The sequence below is a fragment of the Acidimicrobiia bacterium genome, assembly GCA_040881685.1.
GTDB lineage: Bacteria > Actinomycetota > Acidimicrobiia > IMCC26256 > PALSA-555 > SHVJ01.
In genome coordinates this window covers 68,234-93,696 of record JBBECS010000028.1, presented here as the reverse complement: position 1 = coordinate 93,696, position 25,463 = coordinate 68,234, and the positions used below count along the sequence as shown (strand labels likewise).

Annotated in this window: 29 protein-coding genes; 14 read left to right on the top strand and 15 right to left on the bottom strand. The window is 68.4% G+C overall.

Features of this window, described 5'->3' with window-relative positions:
* Positions 1-2: 2 nt before the first annotated feature.
* Positions 3-1,028: an NAD-dependent epimerase/dehydratase family protein gene (locus WEE69_07055; GenBank protein MEX1145047.1), complete on the bottom strand. Its 1,026-nt coding sequence runs from the start codon at positions 1,026-1,028 to the stop codon at positions 3-5.
* Between the two features lie 17 nt (positions 1,029-1,045).
* Between WEE69_07055 and WEE69_07050 the strand changes: the two genes are divergently transcribed.
* Positions 1,046-2,284, top strand: a complete 1,239-nt coding sequence (locus WEE69_07050) for a zinc-dependent metalloprotease (protein ID MEX1145046.1) — start codon at positions 1,046-1,048, stop codon at positions 2,282-2,284.
* A gap of 14 nt (positions 2,285-2,298) precedes the next feature.
* On the opposite strand, the gene WEE69_07045 is transcribed toward WEE69_07050, so the two are convergent.
* Positions 2,299-3,513, bottom strand: a complete 1,215-nt coding sequence (locus WEE69_07045; GenBank protein MEX1145045.1) for a GNAT family N-acetyltransferase — start codon at positions 3,511-3,513, stop codon at positions 2,299-2,301.
* A gap of 44 nt (positions 3,514-3,557) precedes the next feature.
* Positions 3,558-4,943: a hypothetical protein gene (locus WEE69_07040; protein MEX1145044.1), complete on the bottom strand. Its 1,386-nt coding sequence runs from the start codon at positions 4,941-4,943 to the stop codon at positions 3,558-3,560.
* A 101-nt stretch (positions 4,944-5,044) separates the two neighbouring features.
* On the opposite strand from WEE69_07040, the gene WEE69_07035 reads away from it, so the two are divergent.
* From WEE69_07035 to WEE69_07015, 5 genes are read left to right on the top strand one after another with little or no spacing between them, the layout of a single operon-like run.
* Positions 5,045-7,117, top strand: a complete 2,073-nt coding sequence (locus WEE69_07035; protein ID MEX1145043.1) for an RNA degradosome polyphosphate kinase — start codon at positions 5,045-5,047, stop codon at positions 7,115-7,117.
* The gene (locus WEE69_07030) at positions 7,114-8,619 is read left to right on the top strand and encodes a CYTH and CHAD domain-containing protein (GenBank protein ID MEX1145042.1); all 1,506 of its coding nucleotides are present in this window, start codon (positions 7,114-7,116) and stop codon (positions 8,617-8,619) included. The genes WEE69_07035 and WEE69_07030 overlap by 4 nt, the downstream gene beginning before the upstream one ends.
* A complete protein-coding gene (locus WEE69_07025; GenBank protein MEX1145041.1) occupies positions 8,565-9,077 on the top strand; it encodes an NUDIX hydrolase in 513 nt (170 codons plus the stop codon). Before WEE69_07030 ends, WEE69_07025 begins: the two co-directional genes overlap by 55 nt.
* Entirely contained in the window at positions 9,074-9,535 is a 462-nt protein-coding gene (locus tag WEE69_07020; GenBank protein MEX1145040.1) for a phosphoglycerate mutase family protein, read from the top strand. Before WEE69_07025 ends, WEE69_07020 begins: the two co-directional genes overlap by 4 nt.
* On the top strand, positions 9,532-10,056 hold the full coding sequence (locus tag WEE69_07015) for an HD domain-containing protein (protein ID MEX1145039.1): 525 nt from the start codon (positions 9,532-9,534) through the stop codon (positions 10,054-10,056). Before WEE69_07020 ends, WEE69_07015 begins: the two co-directional genes overlap by 4 nt.
* A gap of 60 nt (positions 10,057-10,116) precedes the next feature.
* Here the strand turns inward: WEE69_07015 and WEE69_07010 are convergent, their stop codons facing one another.
* Genes WEE69_07010 through pstB form a run of 4 tightly spaced genes read right to left on the bottom strand, consistent with a single transcriptional unit; the run spans position 10,117 to position 13,172 of the window.
* Positions 10,117-10,311, bottom strand: coding sequence for a hypothetical protein (locus WEE69_07010; GenBank protein ID MEX1145038.1), 195 nt, complete (start codon positions 10,309-10,311; stop codon positions 10,117-10,119).
* Positions 10,312-10,322: 11 nt separating this feature from the next.
* Positions 10,323-11,054, bottom strand: coding sequence for a response regulator transcription factor (locus tag WEE69_07005; GenBank protein ID MEX1145037.1), 732 nt, complete (start codon positions 11,052-11,054; stop codon positions 10,323-10,325).
* Entirely contained in the window at positions 11,054-12,181 is a 1,128-nt protein-coding gene (locus WEE69_07000; protein ID MEX1145036.1) for an ATP-binding protein, read from the bottom strand. The genes WEE69_07005 and WEE69_07000 overlap by 1 nt, the downstream gene beginning before the upstream one ends.
* A 40-nt stretch (positions 12,182-12,221) precedes the next feature.
* Complete coding sequence (pstB, locus tag WEE69_06995) at positions 12,222-13,172, bottom strand: phosphate ABC transporter ATP-binding protein PstB (protein MEX1145035.1); 951 nt, start codon at positions 13,170-13,172, stop codon at positions 12,222-12,224.
* Positions 13,173-13,327: 155 nt separating this feature from the next.
* On the opposite strand from pstB, the gene phoU reads away from it, so the two are divergent.
* The 4 genes from phoU to pstA all read left to right on the top strand — a co-directional run bounded on the left by phoU (position 13,328) and on the right by pstA (position 17,539).
* A complete protein-coding gene (gene phoU / locus WEE69_06990; GenBank protein ID MEX1145034.1) occupies positions 13,328-14,050 on the top strand; it encodes a phosphate signaling complex protein PhoU in 723 nt (240 codons plus the stop codon).
* A gap of 209 nt (positions 14,051-14,259) precedes the next feature.
* Positions 14,260-15,315, top strand: coding sequence for a substrate-binding domain-containing protein (locus WEE69_06985; protein ID MEX1145033.1), 1,056 nt, complete (start codon positions 14,260-14,262; stop codon positions 15,313-15,315).
* A gap of 120 nt (positions 15,316-15,435) precedes the next feature.
* Positions 15,436-16,365: a phosphate ABC transporter permease subunit PstC gene (gene pstC, locus WEE69_06980; protein ID MEX1145032.1), complete on the top strand. Its 930-nt coding sequence runs from the start codon at positions 15,436-15,438 to the stop codon at positions 16,363-16,365.
* A 13-nt stretch (positions 16,366-16,378) separates the two neighbouring features.
* Complete coding sequence (pstA, locus tag WEE69_06975; GenBank protein MEX1145031.1) at positions 16,379-17,539, top strand: phosphate ABC transporter permease PstA; 1,161 nt, start codon at positions 16,379-16,381, stop codon at positions 17,537-17,539.
* Between the two features lie 100 nt (positions 17,540-17,639).
* Here the strand turns inward: pstA and WEE69_06970 are convergent, their stop codons facing one another.
* Positions 17,640-17,957: a hypothetical protein gene (locus WEE69_06970; protein ID MEX1145030.1), complete on the bottom strand. Its 318-nt coding sequence runs from the start codon at positions 17,955-17,957 to the stop codon at positions 17,640-17,642.
* Between the two features lie 83 nt (positions 17,958-18,040).
* Here WEE69_06970 and WEE69_06965 point away from each other — a divergent pair, with 83 nt between their 5' ends.
* Genes WEE69_06965 through WEE69_06955 form a run of 3 tightly spaced genes read left to right on the top strand, consistent with a single transcriptional unit; the run spans position 18,041 to position 19,740 of the window.
* Positions 18,041-18,373 (top strand): metalloregulator ArsR/SmtB family transcription factor, encoded by a 333-nt coding sequence (locus WEE69_06965; protein ID MEX1145029.1) that lies wholly within the window; start codon positions 18,041-18,043, stop codon positions 18,371-18,373.
* Between the two features lie 12 nt (positions 18,374-18,385).
* Positions 18,386-19,102: an aquaporin gene (locus tag WEE69_06960; GenBank protein ID MEX1145028.1), complete on the top strand. Its 717-nt coding sequence runs from the start codon at positions 18,386-18,388 to the stop codon at positions 19,100-19,102.
* On the top strand, positions 19,099-19,740 hold the full coding sequence (locus WEE69_06955) for an arsenate reductase ArsC (GenBank protein ID MEX1145027.1): 642 nt from the start codon (positions 19,099-19,101) through the stop codon (positions 19,738-19,740). Before WEE69_06960 ends, WEE69_06955 begins: the two co-directional genes overlap by 4 nt.
* A 1-nt stretch (position 19,741) precedes the next feature.
* On the opposite strand, the gene WEE69_06950 is transcribed toward WEE69_06955, so the two are convergent.
* Complete coding sequence (locus WEE69_06950) at positions 19,742-20,884, bottom strand: trypsin-like peptidase domain-containing protein (GenBank protein ID MEX1145026.1); 1,143 nt, start codon at positions 20,882-20,884, stop codon at positions 19,742-19,744.
* Between the two features lie 201 nt (positions 20,885-21,085).
* Between WEE69_06950 and WEE69_06945 the strand changes: the two genes are divergently transcribed.
* On the top strand, positions 21,086-21,361 hold the full coding sequence (locus WEE69_06945) for a WhiB family transcriptional regulator (protein ID MEX1145025.1): 276 nt from the start codon (positions 21,086-21,088) through the stop codon (positions 21,359-21,361).
* A gap of 84 nt (positions 21,362-21,445) precedes the next feature.
* On the opposite strand, the gene WEE69_06940 is transcribed toward WEE69_06945, so the two are convergent.
* The 6 genes from WEE69_06940 to WEE69_06915 all read right to left on the bottom strand — a co-directional run bounded on the left by WEE69_06940 (position 21,446) and on the right by WEE69_06915 (position 25,417).
* Positions 21,446-21,919: a hypothetical protein gene (locus tag WEE69_06940; GenBank protein MEX1145024.1), complete on the bottom strand. Its 474-nt coding sequence runs from the start codon at positions 21,917-21,919 to the stop codon at positions 21,446-21,448.
* A gap of 153 nt (positions 21,920-22,072) precedes the next feature.
* Positions 22,073-23,098, bottom strand: coding sequence for a sigma-E factor regulatory protein RseB domain-containing protein (locus WEE69_06935; protein MEX1145023.1), 1,026 nt, complete (start codon positions 23,096-23,098; stop codon positions 22,073-22,075).
* A complete protein-coding gene (locus WEE69_06930) occupies positions 23,095-23,556 on the bottom strand; it encodes a hypothetical protein (GenBank protein ID MEX1145022.1) in 462 nt (153 codons plus the stop codon). Before WEE69_06930 ends, WEE69_06935 begins: the two co-directional genes overlap by 4 nt.
* Complete coding sequence (locus tag WEE69_06925; protein ID MEX1145021.1) at positions 23,553-24,056, bottom strand: sigma-70 family RNA polymerase sigma factor; 504 nt, start codon at positions 24,054-24,056, stop codon at positions 23,553-23,555. The genes WEE69_06930 and WEE69_06925 overlap by 4 nt, the downstream gene beginning before the upstream one ends.
* Before the next feature lie 71 nt (positions 24,057-24,127).
* Positions 24,128-24,295 (bottom strand): twin-arginine translocase TatA/TatE family subunit, encoded by a 168-nt coding sequence (gene tatA, locus WEE69_06920; GenBank protein ID MEX1145020.1) that lies wholly within the window; start codon positions 24,293-24,295, stop codon positions 24,128-24,130.
* A gap of 129 nt (positions 24,296-24,424) precedes the next feature.
* Positions 24,425-25,417, bottom strand: a complete 993-nt coding sequence (locus tag WEE69_06915; GenBank protein ID MEX1145019.1) for a TIGR03619 family F420-dependent LLM class oxidoreductase — start codon at positions 25,415-25,417, stop codon at positions 24,425-24,427.
* Between the last annotated feature and the right edge of the window lie 46 nt (positions 25,418-25,463).

Here is a 25,463-nt window from a genome sequence, read left to right as displayed (position 1 = left end):
TCCTAGTTCGACCTTCTGCGCCGCATGAACGCGTAAGTCACGACCGCGCCGAGCGCGATGCCCGCGGCCAACACGAGCGTGCGCTCGCGCGTTGGCGGCTTGGGGAGCGACGAGAGACCGTCACGGATGGCTTCTTGGTTGGAGTGCGTGGGGCGCCAACCCTTGGACTTGAGAGCAGTGTTGTCGACGATCCAGGGGTGGACGAGGTAGGGGATGACGCCGGGCGGGACTTCGCCGAGGCCGGTGCTCCAGGTGCGGGCCAGAGCGCGTTCGAGGAGCTCGGCGGGCATGGCCGGAACGGGCGACGGGCGGAGCAGCGCGTGCACGTCGTCATGGTCGATCCAGCGGTCGGACGCAACGTTGAACGTTCCGGGGTGGTCGGCCAGGGTCACGAGGGCGATCGCCGATACGAGGTCGTCGACGTGGGTCGCCTGGATCGGCGGTGTCGCGCCGCGCACGCGCAGGCGCGGCCGACCGAGGAGCAGCCGTGAGGGCAGGCGCTCCGCACCCGGGCCGAGGACCGGCGCCGTCCGCAGGATCGTCACCACGGAGCCGGGATGGTCGTCACGCCACTCAGCCAGCAGCCGCTCCACCTCGGCCGCCTGCACCGCGGGCGAGAAGCGCGGGTTGGGACGCAGCGGGGCATCTTCGGTGAGCGGCACGGGGTTGTCGGCCCACGCCCCGTACACGGCCGCGCTCGAGACGCGCACAACCTTGCGGACCCCGACGGCCGCCGCGGCGTCGAGCACGCGTCGTGTGCCTTCCACGTTCACCCGCGCCATCAGCTGCTCGTCGGGAATCGGATCGACGACCGACGCGAGGTGCACGAGCACGTCGACGCCTTCGAGCAACGGCTTCAGCTCGCGGTGCAGAACGTCCGCGAGGTGGAACTCCACGCCCGGCACATGGCGGATTGGTTCGCGCACGTCGAGACCCACGACGCGTGCCACCGAGGGATCACCCGCGAGCGCGGGGACGAGCTGGCGCCCGACCAGGCCGGCAGCCCCGGTGATGGCGATCGTGACCACGTCCATAGACTGACCGCGTGGCGAGCGGTCCTCAAGGCGACGACCAACCCGACGACGAAACTCCTGAGAACGGGCCATTCGGGGGGTCGTTTCCAGGACTCCCCTTCGATTTCGATCTGTCCGGGATCGACTTCTCGGCGCTGGCGCGCGCCCTGCAGTCGAGCGGTCCGCTCAACTGGGAGGTCGCCACCCAGCTCGCTGGGGTCGTCGCGACGGGCGGCGAGGACGAGCCGGTCATCGACGCATCCGATCGGAGCGAGCTCGAGGAGCTTGCCCATGCGGCGCAGACGAACGTCGTCGCGGAGACCGGGCTCGCCGCCACGTTCGCCGCGCCGGTGCGCGTGATCGACCGGCGCGAGTGGGCCGCGTTGCACCTCGATGCCCTCAAGCCGGTACTCGAGCGCCTGGCGACCACGTTCGGCAGCGCCTTCCAGGCGGAGGCCGTGGAGATCCCGGAGTCGCCGGAGACCGCCGAGGCCTTCGCCAGCTTCCTGCCGATGCTGGCTCCCCTCTTGCTGGGGGTGCAGGCCGGCTCCATGGTCGGATACCTCGCGCAGCACGCCCTCGGCCGCTACGACCTCCCCCTCCCGACCGCCGACGAACCGTCGCTGTGCTTCGTCGTGCGCAACCTCGACGCGTTCGAGACCGATTGGTCCCTCGAGCGAACCGACCTGCGCTTCTATGTGGCGATCCACGAGGTGGTGCACGCCGCGCAACGATCGGTTCCGTGGGTGCGACAGCGCATGCTCGACCTCGCGACGGAGTACGTGTCGGCGTACGAGATGGACCCGACCACGCTCGGCATCCGCTTGGGTGACATCGACCCGTCGGACCCGTCGTCACTCCAAGCGCTCACCGAGCACCCCGATGAGCTGCTCGGCGCGATGCGCTCCGAGCGCCAAGGCGAGATCCTCCAGCGCGCCCGCGTGTTGCACGCGGTCCTCGACGGCTACGCCGACGTCGTGCTGGAACAGGTGGGAAACGGGATGATCCCGTCGTTCGATCGCATCCACGAAGCGATGGCTCGCCACCGACTCGAGCGGGGCGAAGCCGAGCGGTTCGTGGAAGGCCTGCTCGGTCTCGCGACCGGGCGCGAAGACTATGAGCGCGGCGCCGCGTTCTGTGCCGGTGTGATCGAGCGCGCCGGACTGGACGCGCTCCACCGGCTGTGGGAGCGGCCCGAGATGGCACCCACGCCGAACGAGTTCGACGCGCCGGGCCTGTGGCTCGCGCGCATCGACCTCGACCTCACCTGACCACTGGGGGCGCTCTAGAACCAGGTGAACGCGCTCGGTAGCGGCGTCGACGCGAACATCGCGTCTGCCGTCGCCAGCGCGCCTGGCGTGTGCTCTTCCACCCAACCGGCGGCGCCAAGATCGGACCAGCGCACACCGCCCATCCACGCGGTGGACAGCGCGTCGATGCCACACGAGAGATCCGGTGGCGCGTCGACGGGTGCCACCGCGGCACCGTCGGGCCCACCGTCGAGCGCGAACGTCCCGTCGGCCGCGCCGCCGCGACGCGTCGGGTCGTCGATGCCGAGCACGAGTCGACCGGACGCGGCGTACGTGCGCGCGCCCAATGTGGCCGGCACATCGAGCAGGCGCGTCCACAGCGAGTCGTAGACCCCCTCGGTGCGCATGGCGCGCATCGACGTGAGCAACCACGGCAGCGGTGTATCGGCCTCGATACCCCGAGCGGTGATCGTCCGGATGAGGTCGACCTCGCTGATGTAACGCCAGAGCGCGTGGATGGCCTCGTGGGTGCAGCCCACGAGCTCCCGCACGGTGAGCACGTGTTCCGCGCCGTTCGCGCCCCACGTGTCCTTGATCGAGTACGTCACGTATCCGTCGATCGATCCAGATGGAGCCTCGAACACCGCGTCGAAACGGGTTCCGTACGACGGGTCGTAGTAGTGGCACCACCATTCGGGAGGGCGCGACACGGCGCCCGGATACGAAACGCGCACGCGCTCGAACACCTCAGGCACGACCTTGCCTGCCTCGGCCTCGTCGATCAGTCGAATGCGACCGGCGGGGCGCGGTCGCGCGAAGACCATCTCGCGCTTGTCGATCCTGATGCCGAGGGATCGGTGCGAGACACCGAAGCCGAAGCGCCCATAGATCGTGGCCTCGCTCGCGGTGAGCATCGCCAGCGGCTCGTCGTGCATGGTCGCATCGTCGAAGAGTCGCGTCATCATCTCGCGCAGGAGGCCGCGGCGACGGTGAGTCGGGAGCACGGTGACCGCGCTGACACCTGCCGCGTGCAAGGCCGCCCCTCCAGGGAGGGTGATGTCGAACGGGAAGTTCCGACTCGTCGCAACGATCACATCACCCTCGAAGCCCACGACCGTGCGGTCGAGCGCCATGGAGTGGAACTCCTTCTCGCGTTCGAACCACTCGGAGTTCTCGCCAAAGCCGATCGAGGAGGCGCGCACGAACGCGGGCAGTTCCTCGGCGCTGATCGATCGAAAGGTCACGTCCATGGCCCGAGCATGCTCGCGCGCCGGCCCTCGGCTGGCACGCGCTTTCAGCGGCGTGGTCGAGACGACGGCTGATCGGGATTCTCGTCGGGCGTGCTGCGTCGCCCGGCACGCTTCGTCGCTGCGTTTTCTCGCCGGCGGCTCCTCGTGCGCTGGCTCCAACCCGTCACTTCCGTCTTGGCTCGACCGAAGAGGTCATCGACCACCTTCGGTCGAATCGTCGTGCGGTAGACGCGACCGCGCGCTGCTCTCAGCCCGGCGACGTACGACAGGGCGACGAACACGAGCACGCCGGCGAGCACGAACAGGCCAAGCTGGTGATCCAACGGAATGAGCCCCAAGAGAGCTCCGACGACCCACATCGCTTGGAAGCGCGTCTCGAAACGCGCGAAGGCACGACCACGGATCGCGTCGGGTGCATCTCGCTGGAGCAAGCTGTCGAACCCGAGCTTGCCCGACGCGGCCCCGACGCCGATTGCCAGACCAGAGAGCGCGAAGCCCGCCACACCACCCACCAGCGCTCCAAGCAGAACGAGAACCGCCGCGGTCACCAGAGCTGACGCGAGCAACACCTCTTCGCGCACACGTTCGCGCAGCATCGGGGCACACAAGTTGCCTACGAACGCCCCCCCGATGGCCAGCCCGCCGACGAATCCGAGTCCCACGATGTCCTTCTTCAGGGCGAACGCGCTGAAGAACGCGAGGAACCCAACCGCACCGCGCAACACGCCCATCGCACTTCCGGAGAGGAGGACGCTCGGCAGGTGCATCTCTTCCTGCTCGAGGTCGATCTCTTCCTTGGAACGCAGCGATGGTGCGACTCTGGGGATCTGTAGGGACAACATCGCTGCCGTGGTGAAGACGAAGGCCGCCAACACGAGTGACCAGTCGGCGTCGGCAACGACTTGAAGGAGGGCCGCCGGCGCCGCGCCCGCGAAGCTCGCGACAACACTCACGAGTGCCAATCGCGAGTTTGCGCGCACGAGTTCGGCCTCGTCATCGATGACCGCCGGGAGCAAGGAGCTCTTGGCGACCGAATAGCTCTTCTGCAGCACCAAAACACCGAAGGCAAGGGGGTACATCAACAAGCCTTCGGACGTGTCCTTGGTGATGTAGCGAGACATGAACACACACAGAATCGCCCGGCCGACCAAGGACAGGGTCACGACAAGTCGGCGCCCTCCACTCGTTCGATCCAGCGCGGGTCCGAGGAGCGGCCAGATGATGGCGAACGGCGCGAAAGAGATGACGAGGTAGAGCAGCAGCTTCTCCCGCGAAGAGCTCGCGGGCGAGGCGAAGAACAGTGACCCGGCGAGCGATGCCGCGATGCAGGCATCGGCCGCCGCACTGGCCGCGTGCGTCCACATCAGCCGCGCGAACGGGGTCGGCGGCGCGAAGCGCTTGTCCGTCGGGAGGCGAGGGCCGGTGGTCATTCGAGGTCGAAAGTAGTCCGGGCGTCGGAGACCGGCGGCCTGTTCACCTGCCGTTCACCTCGTGGATTCGCCCGGGACGGACTCGGACACTCGCCGGTACGATGAGTCGAATGCCGCCCGAGAGCAGCGACGAGACGCGCTTTTTGAACCGCGAGCTGTCGTGGCTCGACTTCAACGCGCGCGTGCTGTCGCTCGCTGAGGATCAGGAGCGCCCCCTGCTGGAGCGGGCCAAGTTCCTGGCGATCTTCGCGTCGAACCTCGACGAGTTCTTCCAGGTGCGGGTGTCGGGTCTTCAGGCGCAGGCCGAGGCGGGCCTTCGAAGCCGCTCGGCCGATGGGCTCGACCCGGCATCCGCTATTCGGGCGATTCGCGACCAGGTGCATTCGCTGGTGGAGCGCCAGTCGACGGTGTTCACCAAGGAGATCGCGCCGGAGCTCGAGGACGCGGGGATCCGCTTTCCCGCGTGGAACGAGCTGGACGACGCCGACCGCGCTGAGGTCGCCCGGGTGTTCGAGGAGCGCGTGTATCCCGTGCTGACGCCGCTCGCCGTCGATCCCGCGCACCCGTTCCCCTACATCTCGAATCTCTCGCTGAACCTGGCGGTCGTGGTCGAGGACCCGTCGACAGGCGAGACACGGTTCGCGCGCGTCAAGGTGCCGCCCACGTTGCCGCGCTTCGTCGCGTTGGCCGACAACGAGCGGTTCATTGCTCTGGAGCAGCTGATCGCGGCCCACCTCGACCGATTGTTCCCGGGCATGGCGATCGTCGCCCACCATCCGTTCCGCATCACGCGAGACGCCGACTTCGAGCTCGCCGACGAGGACGAAGACCTCCTCGAGGCGATCGAGAGCGTGCTGCACCGTCGCCGAAAGTTCGGCGAAGCAGTGCGACTCGAGGTCGACACGGCCATGACCGAAGAGGTCCTCGACGTGCTGTTGCGCGAGCTCGAGCTCCCTGCGACTGCGGTCGTGACCGTCGACGGGCCGCTCGACCTCTCCGGTCTCTGGGACGTGTACGCACTCGATCGTCCCGAGCTCAAGGACGAACCGTGGACTCCGCGCACCGACGTCCGGCTCGCGGCGACCGAGGACCAACCGGTCGACCTCTTCCGGGTCCTTCGCGGTGGCGACGTGCTCGTGCACCATCCCTATGACTCGTTCGCCACCTCCGTCGAGGCATTCGTCCGCCAGGCTGCGGCCGACCCGCACGTGCTCGCGATCAAACAGACGATCTACCGAACGGCCGGAGACGAGAGCGAGATCGTGCGCTCGCTCGTCGACGCCGCGCGCGAGGGCAAGCAGGTCGTCGCCCTCGTGGAGCTCAAGGCCCGGTTCGACGAGCAGGCCAACATCAACCGGGCGCACGCGCTCGAAGAGGCGGGCGTGCACGTCGTGTATGGACTCGTCGGCCTCAAGACGCACGCCAAGATCCTCCTGATCGTGCGCCAAGAGGAGGATCGAATTCGCCGGTATTGCCACGTGGGTACGGGCAACTACAACGCGCAGACGGCCGCGCTCTACGAAGACGTCGGGCTGCTGTCCGCCGACGAAGAGCTCGGCGACGATCTCACCGAGCTGTTCAATCACCTCACGGGGTACAGCCGCCCACGCCGATATCGACGGCTCGTCGTCGCGCCCGAGAGCATGCGTGAGGAGCTCCAAGACCGTATTCGCGCCGAAGGAGCCAAAGGTAGTGACGGCCGCATCGTCCTGAAGATGAACAGCCTCGTTGACCCCGCATTGATCGACGCTCTCTATGACGCGTCGAACGCCGGAGCCGAGATCGATCTCGTCGTGCGCGGGATCTGCTGCTTGCGTCCACAGGTACCGGGCCTCTCGGAGCGCATCCGCGTCCGCTCGATCGTCGGGCGTTATCTCGAGCACTCGCGGATCTACCGGTTCGGCGCCGACCCGATGGCAGCCGAATACCTGATCGGTTCAGCCGACTGGATGCCGCGCAACCTCGACCGTCGTGTGGAGGCTCTGGTTCCCGTCACCGCGCCCGACCTGAAAGCGCGCCTCGCTGAGATCCTTACCGTGGACCTCGCCGACGATGTCCTCGCATGGGAGCTCGGCGCTGACGGCTCATGGCACAAGGTCGAGAACCTCGAAGGGCTCGACACCCACGCGCGGCTGCGCGAGCTCGCGATTGCACGAACCCAGAGCCGAGTGTGAGCAAAGGCCAGCAGGAACGCGAGGTCAAGCTCGCAGTACCACCGAGCTTCCGCCTGCCTCCACTCACTGATCCGGGAGGCGGCGTGTTCGAGGGCACGCCCGAGACCCTCGAGCTCGATGCGCGCTACTACGACACCTCCGACCTCCGCTTGGCCCGCGCCGGCGCGCTACTCCGCCACCGCAGCGACGAGGGCTGGACGGTCAAGCTGCCCGGACACTCAGGTGACGCCGACGCCCTGACTCGCGACGAGCACCACTTCGAAGGCGACGCGAGCAAGCCACCGGATGCGGCGCTCGATCTCGTGCGCGCGCTCCTCCGGACGGCCACCGTCAAGCCGGTCGCCCGGTTGCACACGGTGCGCCGCCGGGTCCCGATTCACGGCGCAGACGGCACTCCCGTCGCCGAGGTCGTCGATGATCGGGTGGAGGTTGTCGAGGGCGCCACGTTCGAGCAGACGTTCCGCGAGGTCGAGGTCGAGCTGGCGGCCACGGCGAGCGCCGACCAGCGCACCGCGCTCCTCGCGCGACTGCGGGCGGCATCGGCCGGGAACGTCGACCCGACGCCGAAGATCGTGCGCGCACTCGGGCCGCGAGCGACCGCAGCCGCAGATGTCGAGGTCCCAACCGTCGGCCGGGGGTCCCGGCTCGAGACCGTGGTGCAAGCGGCAATCGCCGCGTGCGTCGTCAAGCTCATCGCCCACGATCCAGGAGTGCGTCTCGGCGGCGACGCCGAGGACGTGCACCAAGCGAGAGTCGCCACGCGGAGGCTCCGCTCGCACCTGCGAACATTCCGACCGCTCGTCGACGAGCGCTGGGCCAACGACCTGCGCGACGAGTTGCGGTGGCTCGCCGACGTGCTCGGAGCCGTGCGCGACGCCGATGTGCTCCTCGAGCGCCTGGAGCACAAGGTGGCGCTCGTGCCGCTGGTGGACCAGGCCTCGGCCGAGAAGCTGCTCGACCAGCTCCGATCTGATCTCGAACGGCGACGCAGCCAGCTGATCACCGCCTTGCGCGGGAACCGCTATCTCTCGTTGCTCGACCGCCTGGTCCTGGCCGCACGCCGACCGCGGCTCCTCCTGCGCATCGACGGCAAGCCCGACGCCGACGTGCTGCGCGGCCTGGTCCGACGCCCGTGGGAGCACCTCGAAGGCGCCGTCGCCGCGTTGCCCAACGACGCACCGGGTGCCGCCCTGCACAACATCCGTATCCGAGCCAAGCGGGCGCGCTACGCGGCCGAGGCGGTGGAGCCAGCCTTCGGGAAGCCGGCTCGTGCTTACGCCCGTGCGATCACCGAGCTCCAGGACGTCCTCGGCGAGCACCAGGACGCCGTCATCGCGGCCGAGTGGCTCCGCGCTACCGCGACCCGTACGAACGACGTTCCCGTTGCGTTCGCCGCCGGCGAGCTGGCAGGGCTCGAGCGGCACGACGTGCTGGTGTCGCGCGACGCGTGGTCCGCAGCCTGGAAACAGGCGAGCCGGCGCCGTCTTCGAGAGTGGATGTGAGTCGGCCGAAGCCGAAGGGTAGTGAGGCTCCCGAAGGGCCGGCGGTACGTGCCGCGGGCGGGATCGTGAGGCGGCGGTCGCGCAGATGGCCCCACCGGTTGGAGGTCGTGGTGATCCACCGTCCGCGGTACGACGACTGGAGCTTCCCCAAGGGCAAGCGCGACGGCAAGGAAGAGGACGAGCAGACCGCGCTGCGGGAGGTCGAGGAGGAGACCGGGTTTCGCTGCATCCTGGGACCGGATCTAGGAGTGGTCGCGTATCGGGACGCCTTGGGCCGCGAGAAGGCCGTTCATTACTGGGTGATGGACCTGGCCGAGGGAGAGGACGCCGAGCGGTTCGAGCCCAACCGGGAGGTCGACGTGCTCAGGTGGTGTCGGCTGCGGGCGGCGAGCACACTCCTCACCTACGAGTACGACCGGGCGCTCATCGAGCGCTTGGGGAAGGTGGTACGGGCTTGAAGCTCTTCGTGATCCGTCACGCCAAGGCCGGAAGCCGCGACGCCTGGCCGGCCGACGACGAGCTGCGGCCGGTGTCAAAGGCCGGACGGAGGCAGAGCTCGGCACTCGCCGCCTTCCTTGCCAACGAGGGCATCACGAGGATCGTGAGCAGTCCGGCAGCTCGGTGCCGCCAGACGGTCGAGCCGCTGGCCGAGAACCTCCGTCTCCCCGTCGACCTGTCCGACGCGATCGCCGAGGGTGCGCCGCTCGATGAGTCGCTTGCGCTGGTCGACAAGGTGGCGGACGAGACGGCGGCGCTGTGCACTCACGGCGACGTCGTGGGCAACCTGCTGTGGCACTTCGAGCGCCTCGGCGTGCAGGTGGGTGAGGTGCGCATGGAGAAGGCGTCAACCTGGGTGTTCGACCTCGAGGCTGGCGCGGTGATCGACGCGCGCTACACGCCGCCGCCCACGGTGTGAGCATTTCGAGCGTCGACGCGCTGCTCGATGTTCTGGGGCGAGGCGCCGGCGACACGGATGGCGAGGTGCTCGACCTTCTCGCACACGGGCTGCAGTGTGCGGAGCTGCTGGCGGAGGCGGCTCCTGAGGATCCCGAGCTCCAGATCGCCGGGCTGGTCCACGACGTGGGAACCGTGCTCGAACCCGGGGAGCCGGCGACCCACGCGACGACGGGTGCGGCGGCTGTCGCGCCCTTGCTCGGCGAGCGGGTGGCCGCCCTGGTCGCCGGTCACGATCACGCCAAGCGCTATCTCGTGACCGCCGACCCCGCGTACCGCTCCCGCTTGAGCGAGTTCAGCGTGATCACCCTGGGTTTGCAGGGTGGCGAGATGGGTGAATCGGAACGAACCGAGTTCGAGGCCGGTGAGCACTTCGATGCGCTCGTAGCGCTCCGACGCGCCGACGACGCCGCAAAGGTGCCCGGTCGAGAGGTCCCCGGGCTCGATGCGTGGCGTACAACGCTCGACCGGCTGACCAAGTGAGTTTTTGGCGTCGAGAGCTGTCGCTCTCCGACCGTCAGCGACGCCAAAACCGCCCTTTGGTCAGGCCGCATGCACGCGAGTGGAGACGACTTCGAGCAAGCGCGGCACCTCGTCGAGGGAGTGCACGACATGCGTGTGGGGCACTCGCTCGAGCTCGACCCGAGCGTGACGATCGGGTGTGATCCCACAATTCGACGGTGACAGGTGTTGCGCCTGGGGGGAACCCACCTCGCCGAGGCTTCGTCGCGAGTTCACGAAGCCGTCACCTAGGCCGGGGCGGCTCTCGGCGAGCGCTCGGGCACCTCGAACCGATAGCCGACGCCGCGAACGGTCACGATGAGCGACGGGTGCGACGGATGGGGCTCGATCTTCGACCGCAGGCGCTTGATGTGCACGTCGAGGGTCTTGGTATCGCCGTAGTAGTTGGGACCCCACACACGGTCAATGAGCACGTCGCGCGTGAGCACACGTCCGGCGTTGAGCAAAAGGATCTCGAGGAGCTCGAACTCCTTCAATGGTGTCGAGACGAGGTCGCCGCGCACGAACACCTCATGGCGAGCAGCATCGAGGCGCACGTCGCCGATCTCGATGATGTCGACGCTCGCGGTCTCGGCCCGTTCCTTGGACGGGGCGCGCCGTAGCGCCGCTCGCACGCGGGCGACGAGCTCACGGAGCCGGAACGGCTTCGTGATGTAGTCATCCGCTCCGATCTCCAGTCCGACCACGGCGTCGATCTCGGAGTTCCGCGCCGTGACCATCACGATCGGGACCTCCGAGCGCGACCGCAGCTCGCGGCACACATCGATGCCCGACATCTGCGGCAACATCACGTCGAGGAGCACCAGCGCCGGACGGCTCGCGTCGAACTTGGCGATCGCCTCCGGGCCATCGGCTGCCGTCTCCACGATGAAGCCCTCGCGCTGGAGCGCGACCGACAGAGCATCGCGATACGACTGCTCGTCGTCGACGACGAGGATCGTGGGCGGGTCGCTCGCCATCAGGAGGCCTCGGCTATGCCGTTGTTCGTCGTCGCGGCGGCGCTCGCGTCGACGATCGGCAACATGAACTGGAACGTCGAGCCTTCTCCCTCGAGGGACGTGACGGTGACATCCCCCGAGTGGACTTGCGCGATGTGGCGAACGATCGAGAGACCCAACCCGGTGCCTCCCGTAGAGCGACTCCGCGCCGGGTCAACGCGGTAGAAGCGCTCAAAGATGCGCTCGAGGTCTTTGGTTGGGATGCCGATCCCGCGATCTTGCACCTCAATGACGGCGTTTCCGTTCTCGCGCCGAGCGGAGATATCGACTTGATGGTGCTCGTCGGAGTACTTGATTGCGTTGTCGAGCAGGTTCGTGACCGCGCTGACCACCTGACCAGGGTCGCACGCAACTACGAGATCGTCCGGCACTGGCGCCTCGAGGACCGGGATGCCCCGCGCCAACGCCAGTGGGCGCACGCGCTCGAGCGCTTCCTCGATGAGGAGTCGAACGGGCACTTGCTCGCGGGTGGGCACTTCCTGCGCTTCGACGAAGCTCAGGTCGAGCAGATCATCGACGATGCGCGCCAACCGTTCGGCCTCACGCAGGATCTGCTCGGCGAGTCCGCGCACCACGGCAGGGTCGTCGCTCTGTGGGATGGTCTCGGCCAGCAACCCGAGTGCGCCGATCGGCGTCTTGAGCTCATGGCTCACATTGGCCACAAAATCTCGGCGCACGCTTTCGACCCGTCGCAGCTCGGTGATGTCATGCACGAACGCTGCGGCGCCTAGCGATGCTCCCTCCCGAACGAGCGGGATCGCCTGGATGAGCAGCACCTCACGAGGCGGACCGAAGAGTGGCAGCTCGAGCTCGGCGTTCTCGCCTTGGAGTGCGCGTTGGAGCAGTCGACTGATGAGATCCTCGGCGACCGCGTCAGACCGCCGCGCGTCCTCGAATCGCTCAGCCGCCGCGTTTCGATAGACGACATCTCCGTCGGGGTTGACGACGATGACGCCGTCACGGACGCGTTCGAGCGCAAGCGCCAGCCGGTCGCGCTCCAACACCACATCCGCGTTTCGCCGCTCGGCATCGGGACCACCGGCCGCGAGCTCTCCCCCATCGGAGTGTCGGGAACGGCGTCGAATCATCGTTGCTCAGTGTGGGTCACGGCTCGACCCGGCGCGCGGATCAGCCGAAGCGTCCAGTGATGTAACCCTCGGTGCGAGGATCAGAAGGTTGGGTGAAGATCGTGGCGGTCTGGTCGAACTCCACGAGACGCCCGACCCGGCTCCCGTCATCGCCCACGTCAGTTGTGATGAACGCGGTCATGTCGGATGCGCGCGCTGCCTGCTGCATGTTGTGCGTGACGATGACGATCGTGTACTCGCGCTTGAGCTCCTCCATCAGATCCTCGATCTTCGCGGTGGCGATCGGGTCGAGGGCCGAGCACGGCTCGTCCATCAGGATCACGTCGGGCTCCACCGCCAGGCACCGAGCGATGCAGAGGCGCTGTTGCTGCCCACCAGAGAGCGAGAACGCGCTCTCGTCGAGCTTGTCCTTCACCTCGTCCCACAGCGCGGCACGCGTGATGGCGTGCTCCACGATGCCGTCGAGCTCACGGCGCTTGCCCTGCAGCCGCGGCCCAAACGCCACGTTGTCGTAGATCGACTTCGGAAAGGGGTTCGGCTTCTGGAACACCATCCCGACGCGCCGCCGCACCTCGACCGGGTCGACCTTCGGCCCGTAGAGATCGACCCCGTGGTATGTGACCGAGCCGTGCACCTGCGCGCCTTCGATCAGGTCGTTCATGCGATTGAGCGAGCGCAGGAACGTGCTCTTGCCACACCCCGAGGGACCGATCAGCGCGGTGATCTGGCGGGCGCCAATGTCGAACGTCACCCCGTCGATCGCGTTGCGCCCCGAATACGAGATGCCGACGTCTCGCAGCTGGAAGACGATCTCGGTCGCAGGCGCGGGATGATCCGCCGGCGCCTCGTGGTGTTCGTGGACCTCGGGAGGACGCAGGACCGTGTGGGTGATCGAGTCGGTATCGCCCGCGGCGCTCGAGGTCATTCGCTCAGGTCCTTCGACGGTGATGGTTCCAGCATCGCGCGGTGCGGCCATGGGACGGGCAGTCACGAGTGCGAGGCTACGGATCCTGCGTGCTCTCGGCGTGCACACGCGGTGGACGATCCTTGAACGCCGGGTGAACAGTGGGTGTGGCTCTTCGAGGCGTGTGCGCGAGCCACCGCTCGGGCGCCACAATGCTGTGACCCCACCCTTGGAGGTGCCGCATGCCCGAATCGACCACCCCCACCCCCGAGGGGCCCCAAGAGGTGCGTCGGTCCTTCTCGGAGAGCCTCGAAGAGATCCGCGACGATGTCGTCAAGCTCACCGCGCTCACCACCGAGGCGATCGGCACCAGCACCCAAGCGCTCCTCGACGGCGACCTGACCGGTGCGAAACGAGTGATCGCCGAGGACAGCCAGATCGACGAGCGCAAGGAGTCGATCGAGCTGCGCGTGTACGAGATGTTCGCCACGCAGCAACCGATGGCCGGCGACTTGCGGACGCTGCTCGCGGTGCTGCGCATCCTCCAAGAAGTGCAGCTGACTGCCGACCTGACCGTGAGCATCGCCAAGGCGACCCGTCGGCTCTACCCGGGCCAGCTGGCTCCGAAGATCCGCGGGCTGCTCGAGCGCAAGGGCGCACAGGCGAGTGTGCAGCTCAACCTGGCCGTGGATGCGTTTGCCGACGGCGACGCCGCGGCGGCCGCCGCCCTCCCGGACATGGACGACGTGATGGACGACCTCCAGAAGGAGCTCTTCCGCGCGATCTTCGCCACCTGCTCCAACGACGAGCCCGGCCTCCAGCAGGCCGTGCAGCTCGCGCTCCTCGGCCGGTACTACGAACGCATCGCCGACCACGCCGTGCTGATCGGCGCGTGGGTTCGCTTCATGGTGACCGGTGAACTCCCGAGCCGCGCCGAGAGGCAGGACAGCGGCACGCCGGTCTGAACCGGAGCGGCGAGCGTCCCGAAGGGCGGCGGACGCGGAGACGGAGCCTGCGGAGTCGACCCATTTGGTGGTTCCCTCCGCCGAGCGAGCGCGACCAGGGGAGATGTTGCAACGCTGTTCACCCTGCGTTCACCCCTGCGAACGTCCCCGGCCACCCGGCTTTCCTACCGTCCGCCCTCGGAATGACCATCCGTTCGAGGAGGAATCCATTGACCCGCAACTTCCGACGTCCGCGCGGGCTCGTGGCGGCGATCGGCGCGCTCGTGATGACGTTCGGCGTGGGAGGCGGCATCGCCGCGGCCCAGGGCACGGGCGAGATCATCGTGGAGGGCTCGTCGACCGTCGGTCCGATCACCTCGCTTGTCGCCGAGCTGTACGGCGAAGAGAACCCCGACGTGGCCATCACGGTCGGCGAGCTCGGCACCGGTGACGGCTTCGTCCAGTTCTGCGAGGGCGAGACCGACATCAGTGACGCGTCCCGTCCGATCAAGGACGAGGGCGAAGAGGGCCCGGCCTGTGATGCGAACAGCATCGAATACACGGAGCTGCCGGTCGGTGTCGACGGCCTGACCGTCATCGTCAACAAGAAGAGCAACCTCGGGCTCAAGTGCCTGAGCCAAGCCGACCTCTACGCCCTCTTCGGGCCGGAGTCCACCGGCGACCTTGCTGACGCTTCGGCGCTGGCCGGGGAGCTCGGCTCGACGCAGACGTTCAAGTCTTCGGGGACGTTCAAGAAGTTCACCCCCGGGCCTGAGTCGGGCACGTATGACGCCTTCATCGAGCTCGGCTACCAGGACTTCCTGGACGAGCGCGTTGCGGACGGGAGCGTCACCGACGTCATCGAAGAGGACGGCGAGACGCTGGCAGCGGAGCCCCTGATCTCCGACGGCCAGTTCCCGAACGACAACGACATCGTGAAGCGCGTGGCCGCCTCCGAGAGCGGCGTCGGCTTCCTCGGCGTCGCGTACTTCCTCGCGAACACGGACAAGCTCAAGGCCGTGGCCATCGAGGACCCGGACTCGGGTAACTGCGTGAAGCCGTCGATCAAGACCGTGCAGAACGGGACGTATCTCCCGCTCTCACGGACGCTCTACATCTACGTGAACAACGCCAAGGCGGCGGAGAACGCCGACGTCAAGGACTTCGTGGACTTCTACCTCACGAAGACGAACCTCACGAAGACCGTCAAGGATGCCGGCTACGCCCCGCTTTCAGCCGATGACATCCAGGCATCGATCGACGCCTGGGCATCTGCTTCCGGATAGCGCACCTGGAACACCAGAGAGGGCGGCCGGCCGGATTCCCCCCGGCCCGGCCGCCTCTCTCGTTCCATGTGACTTGGGGGGATCGTTGAACAAGGCGAGGCGACAAGCGAGGATGCCGACGTGACCACGCTGGACGCAAGCTTGCTGGGCCTGGAGGGCGACGGCCGAAGGCTGCGCCGCGAGCGGCGGGTCCGTCGGATCTTCTGGTCTGCCGGCCTCTCGACGCTGGCGATCAGCATTGCGATCGTCGCGTCACTCACCGCCAACTCGTTGACGTTCCTCACGAACATCGACCTCGACACCCTCTGGACCTTCGACAAGTGGGCGCCGCGGATCGGCAAGTTCGACCTCGGCACGCTGTTCATGGGTTCGCTCCTCGTCACGGTGGTGGCGATGATCATCGCGACGCCACTCGGCCTCGGGGCGGCGATCTACCTCGCGGAGTACGCCAAGCCCCGAGTCCGCCGTCTGCTGAAGCCCATCCTCGAGGTGCTGGCCGGGATCCCGAGCATCGTGCTCGGCTTCTTCGCCATCGCCTGGATCGGGCCCAACATCGTGCAGAACCTGCTCACCCGCGCGGACGCGTTCAGCCTCGCGGCCGCGGGGGTGGGCGTCGGCGTCTTGGTCACTCCGCTCGTCGCCTCGGTCAGCGAGGACGCGATGCGGGCCGTCCCAAACTCGCTCCGCGAAGCGAGCTACGGCATGGGTGCGCGCCGCCTGTCCACCGTGACCCGAGTGGTGATGCCCGCGGCGATCTCCGGCATCGTCGCCGCGCTGATCCTCGCTACGGCACGGGCCATCGGCGAGACCATGGTGATCGCCCTGGCCGCGGGCGCGTTCGGCGAAGCGCACTACACGGCCAATCTCGCCGACGTCGGGATGACGATCACGTCGGCCATGGCGTCCCTCGCCAGCGGCACCGACCAGGTGACTGGCTCGGGCCAAGCCTTCAACAGCCTCTTCTTCTTGGGCCTCTTGTTGTTCGTCGTGACGCTCTTGCTGAACATGATCGGAGACGTGTTCGTCCGCCGGGTCCGAGAGGCGTACTGATGGGACGGATCTGATGGCCACCGTCGACGTCGCCGTCCCGCGCAACATCACGATCGGAGCGTCGCTGCGCGGTAAGCGCATCGACGTGCCGGGCTTCGCGTTCCAGGTGGTGCTGCTGCTGTGCCTCCTCACCTGCCTGGGATTCATCGCGGCACTGCTCGCAACCGTGCTCGACGACGGTCTGGGAACGTTCCGTGAACGCGGCTTCGTGCTCTCTGACTTCCCTCGCGAGTTCGACCGGGCCACCAGCGAGACATGGCAATTCTTGGTGCATCCTCAGAGCGCGGCGGGATGGATCGCCTCGGCCCTCGTGTTCATCGGGGTTCCCCTCGGGATCGCCTTCGCCATCCGGGCCCGGCGCTGGCGACCGTTGATCGGCGTGGTCGCCGGGGTCGCGATCGTGTTCGCGGTCGCGGCCTTCATCGGCACGAGCACCTTTCTCAGCGCGAACCTGTCGGGATTCCCAGATCGAGCCGGCGTCGCTCAGGCGATCTTCGGAACGGTCGTCCTGGCGGTGGCCACCGCGTTGATCGCGTTTCCACTCGGGATCGCGACGGCCGTGTTCCTCGAGGAATACGCGCCAGACAATCGGCTCGTCCGCATCGTGCGGCTCAACATCCGCAACCTGGCCGGTGTGCCGTCGGTCGTGTACGGCCTGCTCGGTCTCGCGATCTTCGTCAAGCTCTTCGGGGGAGTGACCGGGGGCCGCACGCTCATCGCAGGCGGGCTCACGCTGGCCGTCCTCGTGCTCCCGATCGTCATCATCACCTCGGCCGAGGCGATCCGTGCCGTTCCCCAATCACTTCGTGAAGGCGGCTATGGCGTCGGCGCGACGCAATGGGAGGTCACGAAGACGCTCGTGCTGCCCAACGCATTCGCCGGCATCCTCACCGGGACGATCCTGGCGCTCTCGCGGGCGATCGGCGAGACCGCGCCCCTCATCCTCGTCGGCGCGGTCTCGGGCTTCTTCACCACAGGAGACGCCGGGCTGTTCGACAAGTTCTCGTCGAGCTACACGGCGCTGCCCCAGGTGGTCTATGGATGGGCACGCGAAGCGCAGAGCGACTTCTCGATCAGCCTCGCCTCGGCCGCGATCATTGTGCTGCTCGCGATCACGCTGCTCGCCAACCTGACGGCGGTGCTGCTGCGCAACCGCTACGAACAGCGCTGGTAGCCAACCTTCCGCTCTCGGCGCTCCGCGCCGGGCCGCTCCACTCCACCTCGGCGGAACAGCTCACTGCGGCGCAGGGTACCTGCGCCGCGGCCGTTCGCCTCTAGGTCGCGGGAGTGGCGGGGGCCGAGCCCGTGCTCGTGCTGGCGGCTTCGTCCTCCGGATAGCCGAGATCCCACTCGAGGATCAGGCGCTCGCGCTCCGCATCGCGGTTGACGCGCTCACGGTTGCGTCGGAACTGCGGGTCGTGCGGGGGGAGCAGCTGCAGGCGGGCGGCGGCCCGCTGGCGGAACTCGTCGATGACCCGACCGTCACCGAAGACGCCGTGCACCTCCCAATGGGGCGCGACCGGGCCCTGGTAGACGATCTTCACGTGGCCCTGCGGCGGGAGCTGCTCGAGCTCTTCGGTGGTCATCGACATGGCACGACCTTACCGCGCTTGCCCTCCCATCTTGATCAGGCTAGATTTATATAAATCTCGTTCGATCCAGATGAGGAGGCTTGATGCCAGCGACCGCCGTGGCCACGACGCCACGACGCCGCGCCCAGCCGGATGCGACGCTGCGGGTGCTCGGCGAGCCACTCCGTGCCCGCATCGTCGACCTGCTCGGCGACGAGGACCTGTGCGTGTGCCACCTCACCGAAGAGCTCGGCGTCGCGCAGACCCTCGTGAGTCACCACCTCCGGGTGCTGCGCGAGGCCGGTGTCGTCGACACCGAGCGGCACCGCTACTGGACGTACTACCGGCTGCGGCCCGACGCGCTGCGTCCCCTCGCCGAGCACCTGTCTGCGCTCGCGCGTCGACGCTCGGCACGGCGTCGCCGCCCCTGCGGCTGATCTTCACTCCCGATGGACGGAACACTTGCTCGGCGCGCGCTCGCCGAGCTGCTCGGGACCACGCTGCTGCTCATTGCCATCGTCGGGTCCGGCATCGCGGCGGTTCGGCTGAGCCCAGGCGACGCGGGCATGCAGCTATTGTTGAACGCCTTCGCAACCGCGGCCGGCCTCGCCGCGGCCATCGTCGCAGTTGGTTCCGTCTCGGGCGCACATCTGAATCCCGTCGTGACGCTCGTCGACCGGTTCCTCGGCGGGATCGACACCAGAACTGCAATGGCGTACATCGGCGCGCAGCTCACCGGCGCCGTACTCGGCGTCGTGCTCGCCAACGCGTCGTTCGGGCTCGCGGCCGTCGAGATCTCGAACCGCGCACGCGACGGTGGCGGGCTCGCGCTGGGCGAGGTGATCGCCACGGTCGGGCTCCTGCTCCTCGTGTTCGGGATCGCCAGGAGCGGACGGGCGACGATTGCTCCCTTCGCGGTGGCGGTCTACATCGGCGGTGCCTACTTCTTCGCGTCCTCGACGAGCTTCGCCAACCCCGCCGTCACCACTGCTCGCATGCTCACCGACACCTTCACGGGCATCGCTCCGGGTTCCGTCCCGGCATTCCTTGCCGCCCAGCTCGCGGGCGGCACCATTGCCATCGTTGTGATCCGGGTGCTCTACCCGAGCGTCGAAGCTGCGGCACCCGATGTCGTCGTTCCCCATCCCCAGGAGGAAGCAGCATGAGCCAACCCGGGACCGACACCGAGCTCGAGTACCACCTCAAGGTCGTGAGCGTGCGGGTGATGGACGAGTTCTCGGGCACGTTCGCGTTGGAGACGGTCCAACGATTCCTCGAGGAGAGCAAGGAAGCGTTCGAGGGCGCTCGTGTGAAGAACTTCGTGCCGATCATGGTCGAGAAGTTCACGCGCGAGCGGCTGCGGGCACTTGGCCAGGCGGAGGGATCTGTGGAGAAGGATGTCCCGGAGGTGCTGTTCGTGTGCACGCACAACGCAGGTCGGAGTCAGATGGCCGCGGCGTTGCTCGACAACCACGCCGGGGGTCGTGTCCACGTGCGCTCGGCCGGCAGTACGCCGGCCGATGAGCTCAACCCCGCGGTCGTCGACGCGCTCGGAGAGGTCGGGCTCGACGTGACCAAAGAGTTCCCCAAGCCGCTCACCGATGAGGTCGTCCGCGCTGCGGACGTGGTGATCACCATGGGCTGTGGTGACGCGTGCCCCATCTACCCAGGGAAGCGCTACCTCGACTGGGATCTCGATGATCCCGCGGGCAAGGAACTCGACGCGGTCCGGCCGATCCGCGACGAGATCGACCGTCGGGTGCGAGAGCTGCTCACCGAGCTGCTCGGCGAGGTGCCCGCCTGACTCATTCCACGTCGGGGCGTTCCGTGAGGGTCGCCTGCACGGTCACGCGCTCGCCGTCACGGTCGATGACGACCTCCACGTTGTCACCCGGCCGATGGCTGCGCACCGCAGTCAGCACGTCGGCCGACGAGTCGATCGTGTCGTCGCCGATGCGAACGATCACGTCGCCCTCGCGGATGCCAGCGGCATCAGCCGGCGTGTCCGGCGTCACCTGCGCCACGTACGCACCCTCTTCAACCGAGAGGTCGAGCTCGCGCGCGAGCGCCGCGTTGACGTTCTGCGTCGACACGCCGAGGAAGGCGGGTTTGCGCCCGGCGCGCAGATCAGCGATGACCGGCTCGGCGCGAGAGATCGGGATCGCGAAGCCGATGTTCTGGGCGCTGGCGTCGATGGCCATGGCGGTGTTCACGCCGATCACGCGACCTTGCGCGTCGATGAGCGGCCCGCCGGAGTTGCCGAAGTTGATGGCCGCATCGGTTTGGAGCATGCCGACGAGCGTGGTGCCGGCGTCGGTGTCCACCGTGCGGTTCGTGCCGGAGATGATGCCGCGGGTGACGCTGAGCCCGCCCTCGAGGGCGAGCGCGTTGCCGATGGCGACCACTTCGTCACCCACCTGCGCGGCGTCGGAGTCCCCGAGCTCGATGGCGGGGAGGTCTTCACCGTTCACCTTGAGCACGGCGAGATCGACCGACGGGTCGCGGCCAACGATCTCGGCGCTGAGGGTGGAGCCGTCGGTGAACGCCACCTCGATGCGGTTCTGGCCTTCGACGACGTGATTGTTCGTCACGATGAAGCCGTCGGGTGTGATCACGAAGCCGGTGCCCGCACCGCCCGCGCCCGTGCCCGGCCCTTGGCCGACGGTGATCGCGACGACCGCCGGTTCGGCGGTGGCCAGCAGCGAGGCGATGTCGGTGCCGCCGTCGATGTTCGATGACGGTCGAGAGACGACCGCGTCCGCGCCGCTCGAGCGCACGATGGTCGTGTTGTCGTCGTCGACGGCGAGGAACACGCCCCCGGCGGCCAACGCGCCGACCAGGCCTCCGGCGATGGCCGCGGTGAGGGTCTGGCGCAACGTGCTCGGAGCACTTGGGGCGCTCGGAGTGCTCGAACGGCGCGTCGCGCGCGGCTTGGTCTCGTCGGTCACAGGTCACCTCGGGGGGAAGAGGAGGTAGTAGTGGTGGTCGTCATCTGTCAACGCCGTGGGTACCGGACAAGGTTCCACGCCCGACTGAGACCATCCTGAGAAGCATTGCCCGTGATCGGGCCACAACCGCACGCGGGCAGCGATTTTTCGGGGTCTCGCGGGAACCCGGCGCCGATGGCCTACGTTTCACCCCTGAACCCCATGGACGACAGCTCACTCCCCCTCCTGTCCCCCGACCACCGGACCCCGGCCTGGATGCTGCGGGCCCGGTGCCGCGAGGCCCTGCCCGGCGAGTTCTTCCCGTCGGACGGCGTCGGTGTCGACCGGGCCCGCCGCGTCTGCAGCGACTGCCCGGTCAAGACCGAGTGCCTCGAGTACGCGCTCGAGTACCGCATCGATCACGGGGTCTGGGGTGGCTGCTCCGAGCGCGAACGGCGCCGCATCCTGCGCCAGCGCCGCATCACCGCCGGACGCTGATCCAGCTTCTGGTCGCGCTCGCTCGGCGCCTGGATACCCGACGCCGCCCTCCGGGACGCTCGGCTGCTCCGTACTCTCCCGAGATCAGGCGGCGTCGGGGTGGCGCACCTCGATGACCGTCGTGCGGCGGGGCACCTCGAGAAGCGCCGATCTGACCGCACTCACGGCCGCCGCTGCGTGCTCGTGATAGCGATCCAAACGGCGACCTGAAGGGAGCCTGCGGCCGCTGAACCGAAGGCCGAGCTCGCACGTGGTGCTCGACCAGGGGAGAAGCTCGAGTTCGACCGGCCACGCCCGTCGGCCCGTGGCCTTCACGCGACCGCGTACCTGACGGAACGGCGCGGCGGCAGCGCCGGGGCCTCGGCGCCAGGTCACGGGATCGAGCTCGAGTGATGCCACCTCGAACTCGATCACCTGAAAGAGAGCACCGTGCGAACGACGCCGAGCGAGCGACCACCACTGCTCGAACACCGCGGGCCCCTCGTGCGCCGGCAAGTCGAGGAGCGCCGACACGTATGTCGGCACATCCATGAACGGGGCGATCGTGTCGGTGAGCATGCGCGCACGGTACGAGCCGGACGTTACGAACACGTCACGAGATGTCGACATCTGCGCGAACGGTTGCTGACGATCGTCGTTCTCTCGCGATGTGACGCGGGTCACGTCGCGCGCGGTGACGCGCGTCACGGTGCGCGAGGCGGCATCGCCGCGTCACTCCCAGTCGAATGGACCGAGGACGAAGCCGGTCACGTCATCGAGCCACGACGCGTCATCGGCGTCACCGCTGAAGTCGGCCACGACCGCGATCACTGCGTCGGGCGGGCCGTCGCCGACGGCGGTGAGCACGAGCCCGCTCTGCCCCCACACCACGATCGTGCCGGCCGCGGTCGAGTACGAGCGCGCGCGCAGTCCTTCGACGCGCGTGGCCGATCCCGCAGGGAGGCCGTCCCAATCCACACGGCCCTGCGACTCGAAGACCGAGAGCGTGAAGATGCCGTCGCTGAAGTAGAGGTGCACCGCATCGTCAGGTTGTCGGTAGCGGCCGAGCAGCTCGTAGCCCGGCCCGACCTCGGCACGGGAGACGAAACCGGCCGGCACCGCGTGGAGCACTCGTGGGGCCTTGACGTCGGTTGCGCCAGGAACCGACGGCACCGCCGACGGAGGAGACTGCGACTCACCCGTGATGATCGTCACGAACCGCACGATGTGCTCGGCCCGGCCACGCTCGTCGAACACAGCGCGGCGGAGCAGCTGGCCGGTCTCGCGGTCGATCGAGAACTTCGCCCGCACCCGGTCTTCGGCGTCCCGAGCGACCACCACTGTGGCCGGGCGTTCGGCAACCCGGCGCCGGCCGGCGATCTCGAGGTCCCACGTTGCGCCCGGCGCGGGTGCTGGCCGGCCGCCCACCGGCTCCCAGCGGGTGGAGGGCTCGCCCGCCGCGCTCGTGTAGCGCTCGCCCCCCTCGCCCACCGTCTTGCGCGCAGCGAGCCCGATCACGAACGCGCCCTCCACGCCTCGAGCAACGACGCGCTCGACCCGCTCGGCCCCGGTGTCGTCGTGCCAGCGCACTTCGACGATCCCGGCGAACGACTCGTGGCTTGCCACCGTGCGCGCCCGTGCGAGCAGCTCCTCGGCGCGATCCGGCGTTCCCGCGTCGGCGGGCCCGCCCGACAGTGTCATCGAGGCCAGCGCGGCGGCTACGAGCGCTACCCGCAGGTCCGCCACGCGACGGATCACGGCTCCGTGCCCTCCGGCACGACTGCTCCCGCGAGGTTGCTCACGACGTCGTTGCCGAGCGACGCGCGCTCGGAGTGCACCTGGGTGAGCGTCCCGAGCGCGGGCTGCACCGGCTCGGGCCGCGGTACGAGCGCCACCGCGAGGATCGCCGCCGCGGCCGCCGCTCCCGCGAGCGCGGACCAACGGCTGGTCCGCACGCGACGGTGGCGCATGTCGGCCAGCGAGACGACATTGCCCTCGGGAGCGAGCACGCGGTCCCAGAAGCCAGGCGGAGCCGCAACCGCGGGAAGTCTGCGCACCGCATCACGCGTCTGGCGCACTTCGTCGAGCACCGCGCGCCACTCGGGTGATTCAGCGAGGCGGGCTTCGACGTCGGCCCGGGCTCGGGCGTCGAGCTCATCGTCGAGGTACGCCGACAGCAGGCTCTCGTCCATCCCTTGATCGCGCGGGGCGCTCATCGGGCCGTGTCCCGCAATGCGGCGCGCAGCAGGCGGCGGCCCCGGTGGATGCGTGAGCGCACCGTGCCGAGCGGCACCTCGAGCGCGTCGGCGATCTGCTCGTAGGACTGGTCGGCGACGTCGCAGAGCACGACGGGCACCCGGAACTCCGGTGGGAGCGACGCCAGCGCCGCCTGGATCTCCTCGGACAGCTCGGCGCTCGCGTCCTCGGCCGAGGGGCTCTCGGGCAGCACGCGGTCAGGGTCGTCGGGCAGCGCGTCGGTGGGCCGCCGCTGCTTGCGGCGTACGTCGTCGAGAAACACGTTGGTCACGATCCGGGCCAGCCAGCCTTCCAGGGACCCCGGCTCGTAACGCTCGAGGCCCTTTCGGACTCGTAGCAGTGCCTCCTGCACGAGATCCTGCGCGTCGTAGTGATTGCCGACCAGGCGGTACGCCACGCGGTAGAGAAAGGCACCGTGTTCACGGGCCACCTCTTCCCACGTCGGGATGCCGTCGGCCATCAGGAGAACGACGGGCGGTGGTCGTCAGGTTCCCGGCACGGTGCCGCTGGGGCCCTTGCGGGCCGGGGCGGCTACGTGACGGAGTCGCCGTCCTCGTCGGGTGCCCCTTCGGTCACACCCTTCTTGAACTCCTTCGACGCCTGGCCCATGGAGCGGGCCAGCTTGGGGAGCTGGGTGCTGCCGAAGAGCAGCAGGACGATGCCGAGGACGATCAGCAACTCGGTGGGGCCCACGGACACTCCCAACATCTGACCTCCTGCGGTGACTGCGGCCCACCCTACCTGTCAATCCTGGTCGCACTCGCTCGGCGGCGGGATGCCCGCCGCCGCCCTACCGGCCGCTCGACACTCCCAGCGAGCTCGCTCGCTTCACTCGATCGCCGCCAGCGCCTCGGCGAGCGCGGTGACATCGTGGAGCCCGAGCACCTGGAACGGCACTGCACCGGGGCCGACGATCAAGGTCTCGACGCCGAGCGCGGCCCAGCCGTCGGCTTGCTCTCGCACCTGCTCGACGGTGCCCACCAGCCGCCCGATACGCCACTCGTCGAGCGTGACGGCGTCGAGCACGCCGGGTGTCACGGCGCGGAGGTGCTCGAAGCGCGCGGCGAGGTCGGCCTCGTCCTCGCCAACGAGGGCATAGAGCCCGAGCGAGCGGACAACGGTCTCCGGATCGCGTCCTTCGTCGTCGCATGCGCGCGTGAGGACGGCGAGACGCTCGCGGTACGCGTCGGGTGTCCACACCCAACACGTGTTCCATCCGTCGGCGACCGCAGCCACGGTGGCGAGCACCTTGTCGCCCTTCCCGCCGATGAACACTGGTGGTCGGGGCGCCTGGAGCGGTGTGGGGTCGAGCGCGGCGCCCTCGGCGTGGAAGAACTCTCCGTGGTGGGTGACGGCACCACCGGTGAGCAGCGCGCAGATGAGCTCGGTGGCTTCGCGCAGTCGCCGGACGCGAACCCCCGGCGGCGGCATCGGCATCCCGATCGCCTCGTACTCCGGCTCGTACCAACCGGCCCCCACGCCGATGTCCAGGCGTCCTTCCGTGATGCGGTCGAGGGTGGCGAGCGCCTTTGCCAGCACCGGCGGGGGGCGCAGCGCTTCACAGAGGACGAGCGTTCCGAGCCGGACGCGCGGCACCACACCCGCGAGCGCGCCAAGGGTTGTGATCGGTTCGTAGGCGCCCTGACGGTCGGCGGAGCCGCCGTACTTGGCCAAGTCGAGGAAGAGGTGATCAGACAGCCACAGCGAGTCGAAACCGACAGCCTCGGCGTGGCGGGCGTGCTCGACGAGCGTGAGGAACGTGAGCGGCGTCTCACCCGGGACGGAGTAGTCGTACTGAGGCAGCGCGAGCCCGATTCGCACGAGGGCACACTAGGGAGGCAGCGGCGAGCGAGCGAAGCGAGCGAGC

Bases quoted from the DNA above. Each gene is read 5' to 3' on its own strand.
- WEE69_07045 (MEX1145045.1), bottom strand. From the start codon at position 3,513: ATGGACGTGACCTTTCGATCGATCAGCGCCGAGGAACTGCCCGCGTTC.
- WEE69_06940 (MEX1145024.1), bottom strand. From the start codon at position 21,919: ATGCTCACCGACACGATCGCCCCGTTCATGGATGTGCCGACATACGTG.
- WEE69_06945 (MEX1145025.1), top strand. From the start codon at position 21,086: ATGGACGACAGCTCACTCCCCCTCCTGTCCCCCGACCACCGGACCCCG.
- WEE69_06960 (MEX1145028.1), top strand. From the start codon at position 18,386: ATGGACGGAACACTTGCTCGGCGCGCGCTCGCCGAGCTGCTCGGGACC.
- WEE69_06925 (MEX1145021.1), bottom strand. From the start codon at position 24,056: ATGGCCGACGGCATCCCGACGTGGGAAGAGGTGGCCCGTGAACACGGT.
- WEE69_07040 (MEX1145044.1), bottom strand. From the start codon at position 4,943: ATGACCACCGGCCCTCGCCTCCCGACGGACAAGCGCTTCGCGCCGCCG.
- WEE69_06955 (MEX1145027.1), top strand. From the start codon at position 19,099: ATGAGCCAACCCGGGACCGACACCGAGCTCGAGTACCACCTCAAGGTC.
- WEE69_07000 (MEX1145036.1), bottom strand. From the start codon at position 12,181: ATGATTCGACGCCGTTCCCGACACTCCGATGGGGGAGAGCTCGCGGCC.
- phoU (MEX1145034.1), top strand. From the start codon at position 13,328: ATGCCCGAATCGACCACCCCCACCCCCGAGGGGCCCCAAGAGGTGCGT.
- pstA (MEX1145031.1), top strand. From the start codon at position 16,379: ATGGCCACCGTCGACGTCGCCGTCCCGCGCAACATCACGATCGGAGCG.
- WEE69_07035 (MEX1145043.1), top strand. From the start codon at position 5,045: ATGAGTCGAATGCCGCCCGAGAGCAGCGACGAGACGCGCTTTTTGAAC.
- WEE69_06970 (MEX1145030.1), bottom strand. From the start codon at position 17,957: ATGTCGATGACCACCGAAGAGCTCGAGCAGCTCCCGCCGCAGGGCCAC.
- WEE69_06930 (MEX1145022.1), bottom strand. From the start codon at position 23,556: ATGAGCGCCCCGCGCGATCAAGGGATGGACGAGAGCCTGCTGTCGGCG.
- WEE69_06965 (MEX1145029.1), top strand. From the start codon at position 18,041: ATGCCAGCGACCGCCGTGGCCACGACGCCACGACGCCGCGCCCAGCCG.
- WEE69_07005 (MEX1145037.1), bottom strand. From the start codon at position 11,054: ATGGCGAGCGACCCGCCCACGATCCTCGTCGTCGACGACGAGCAGTCG.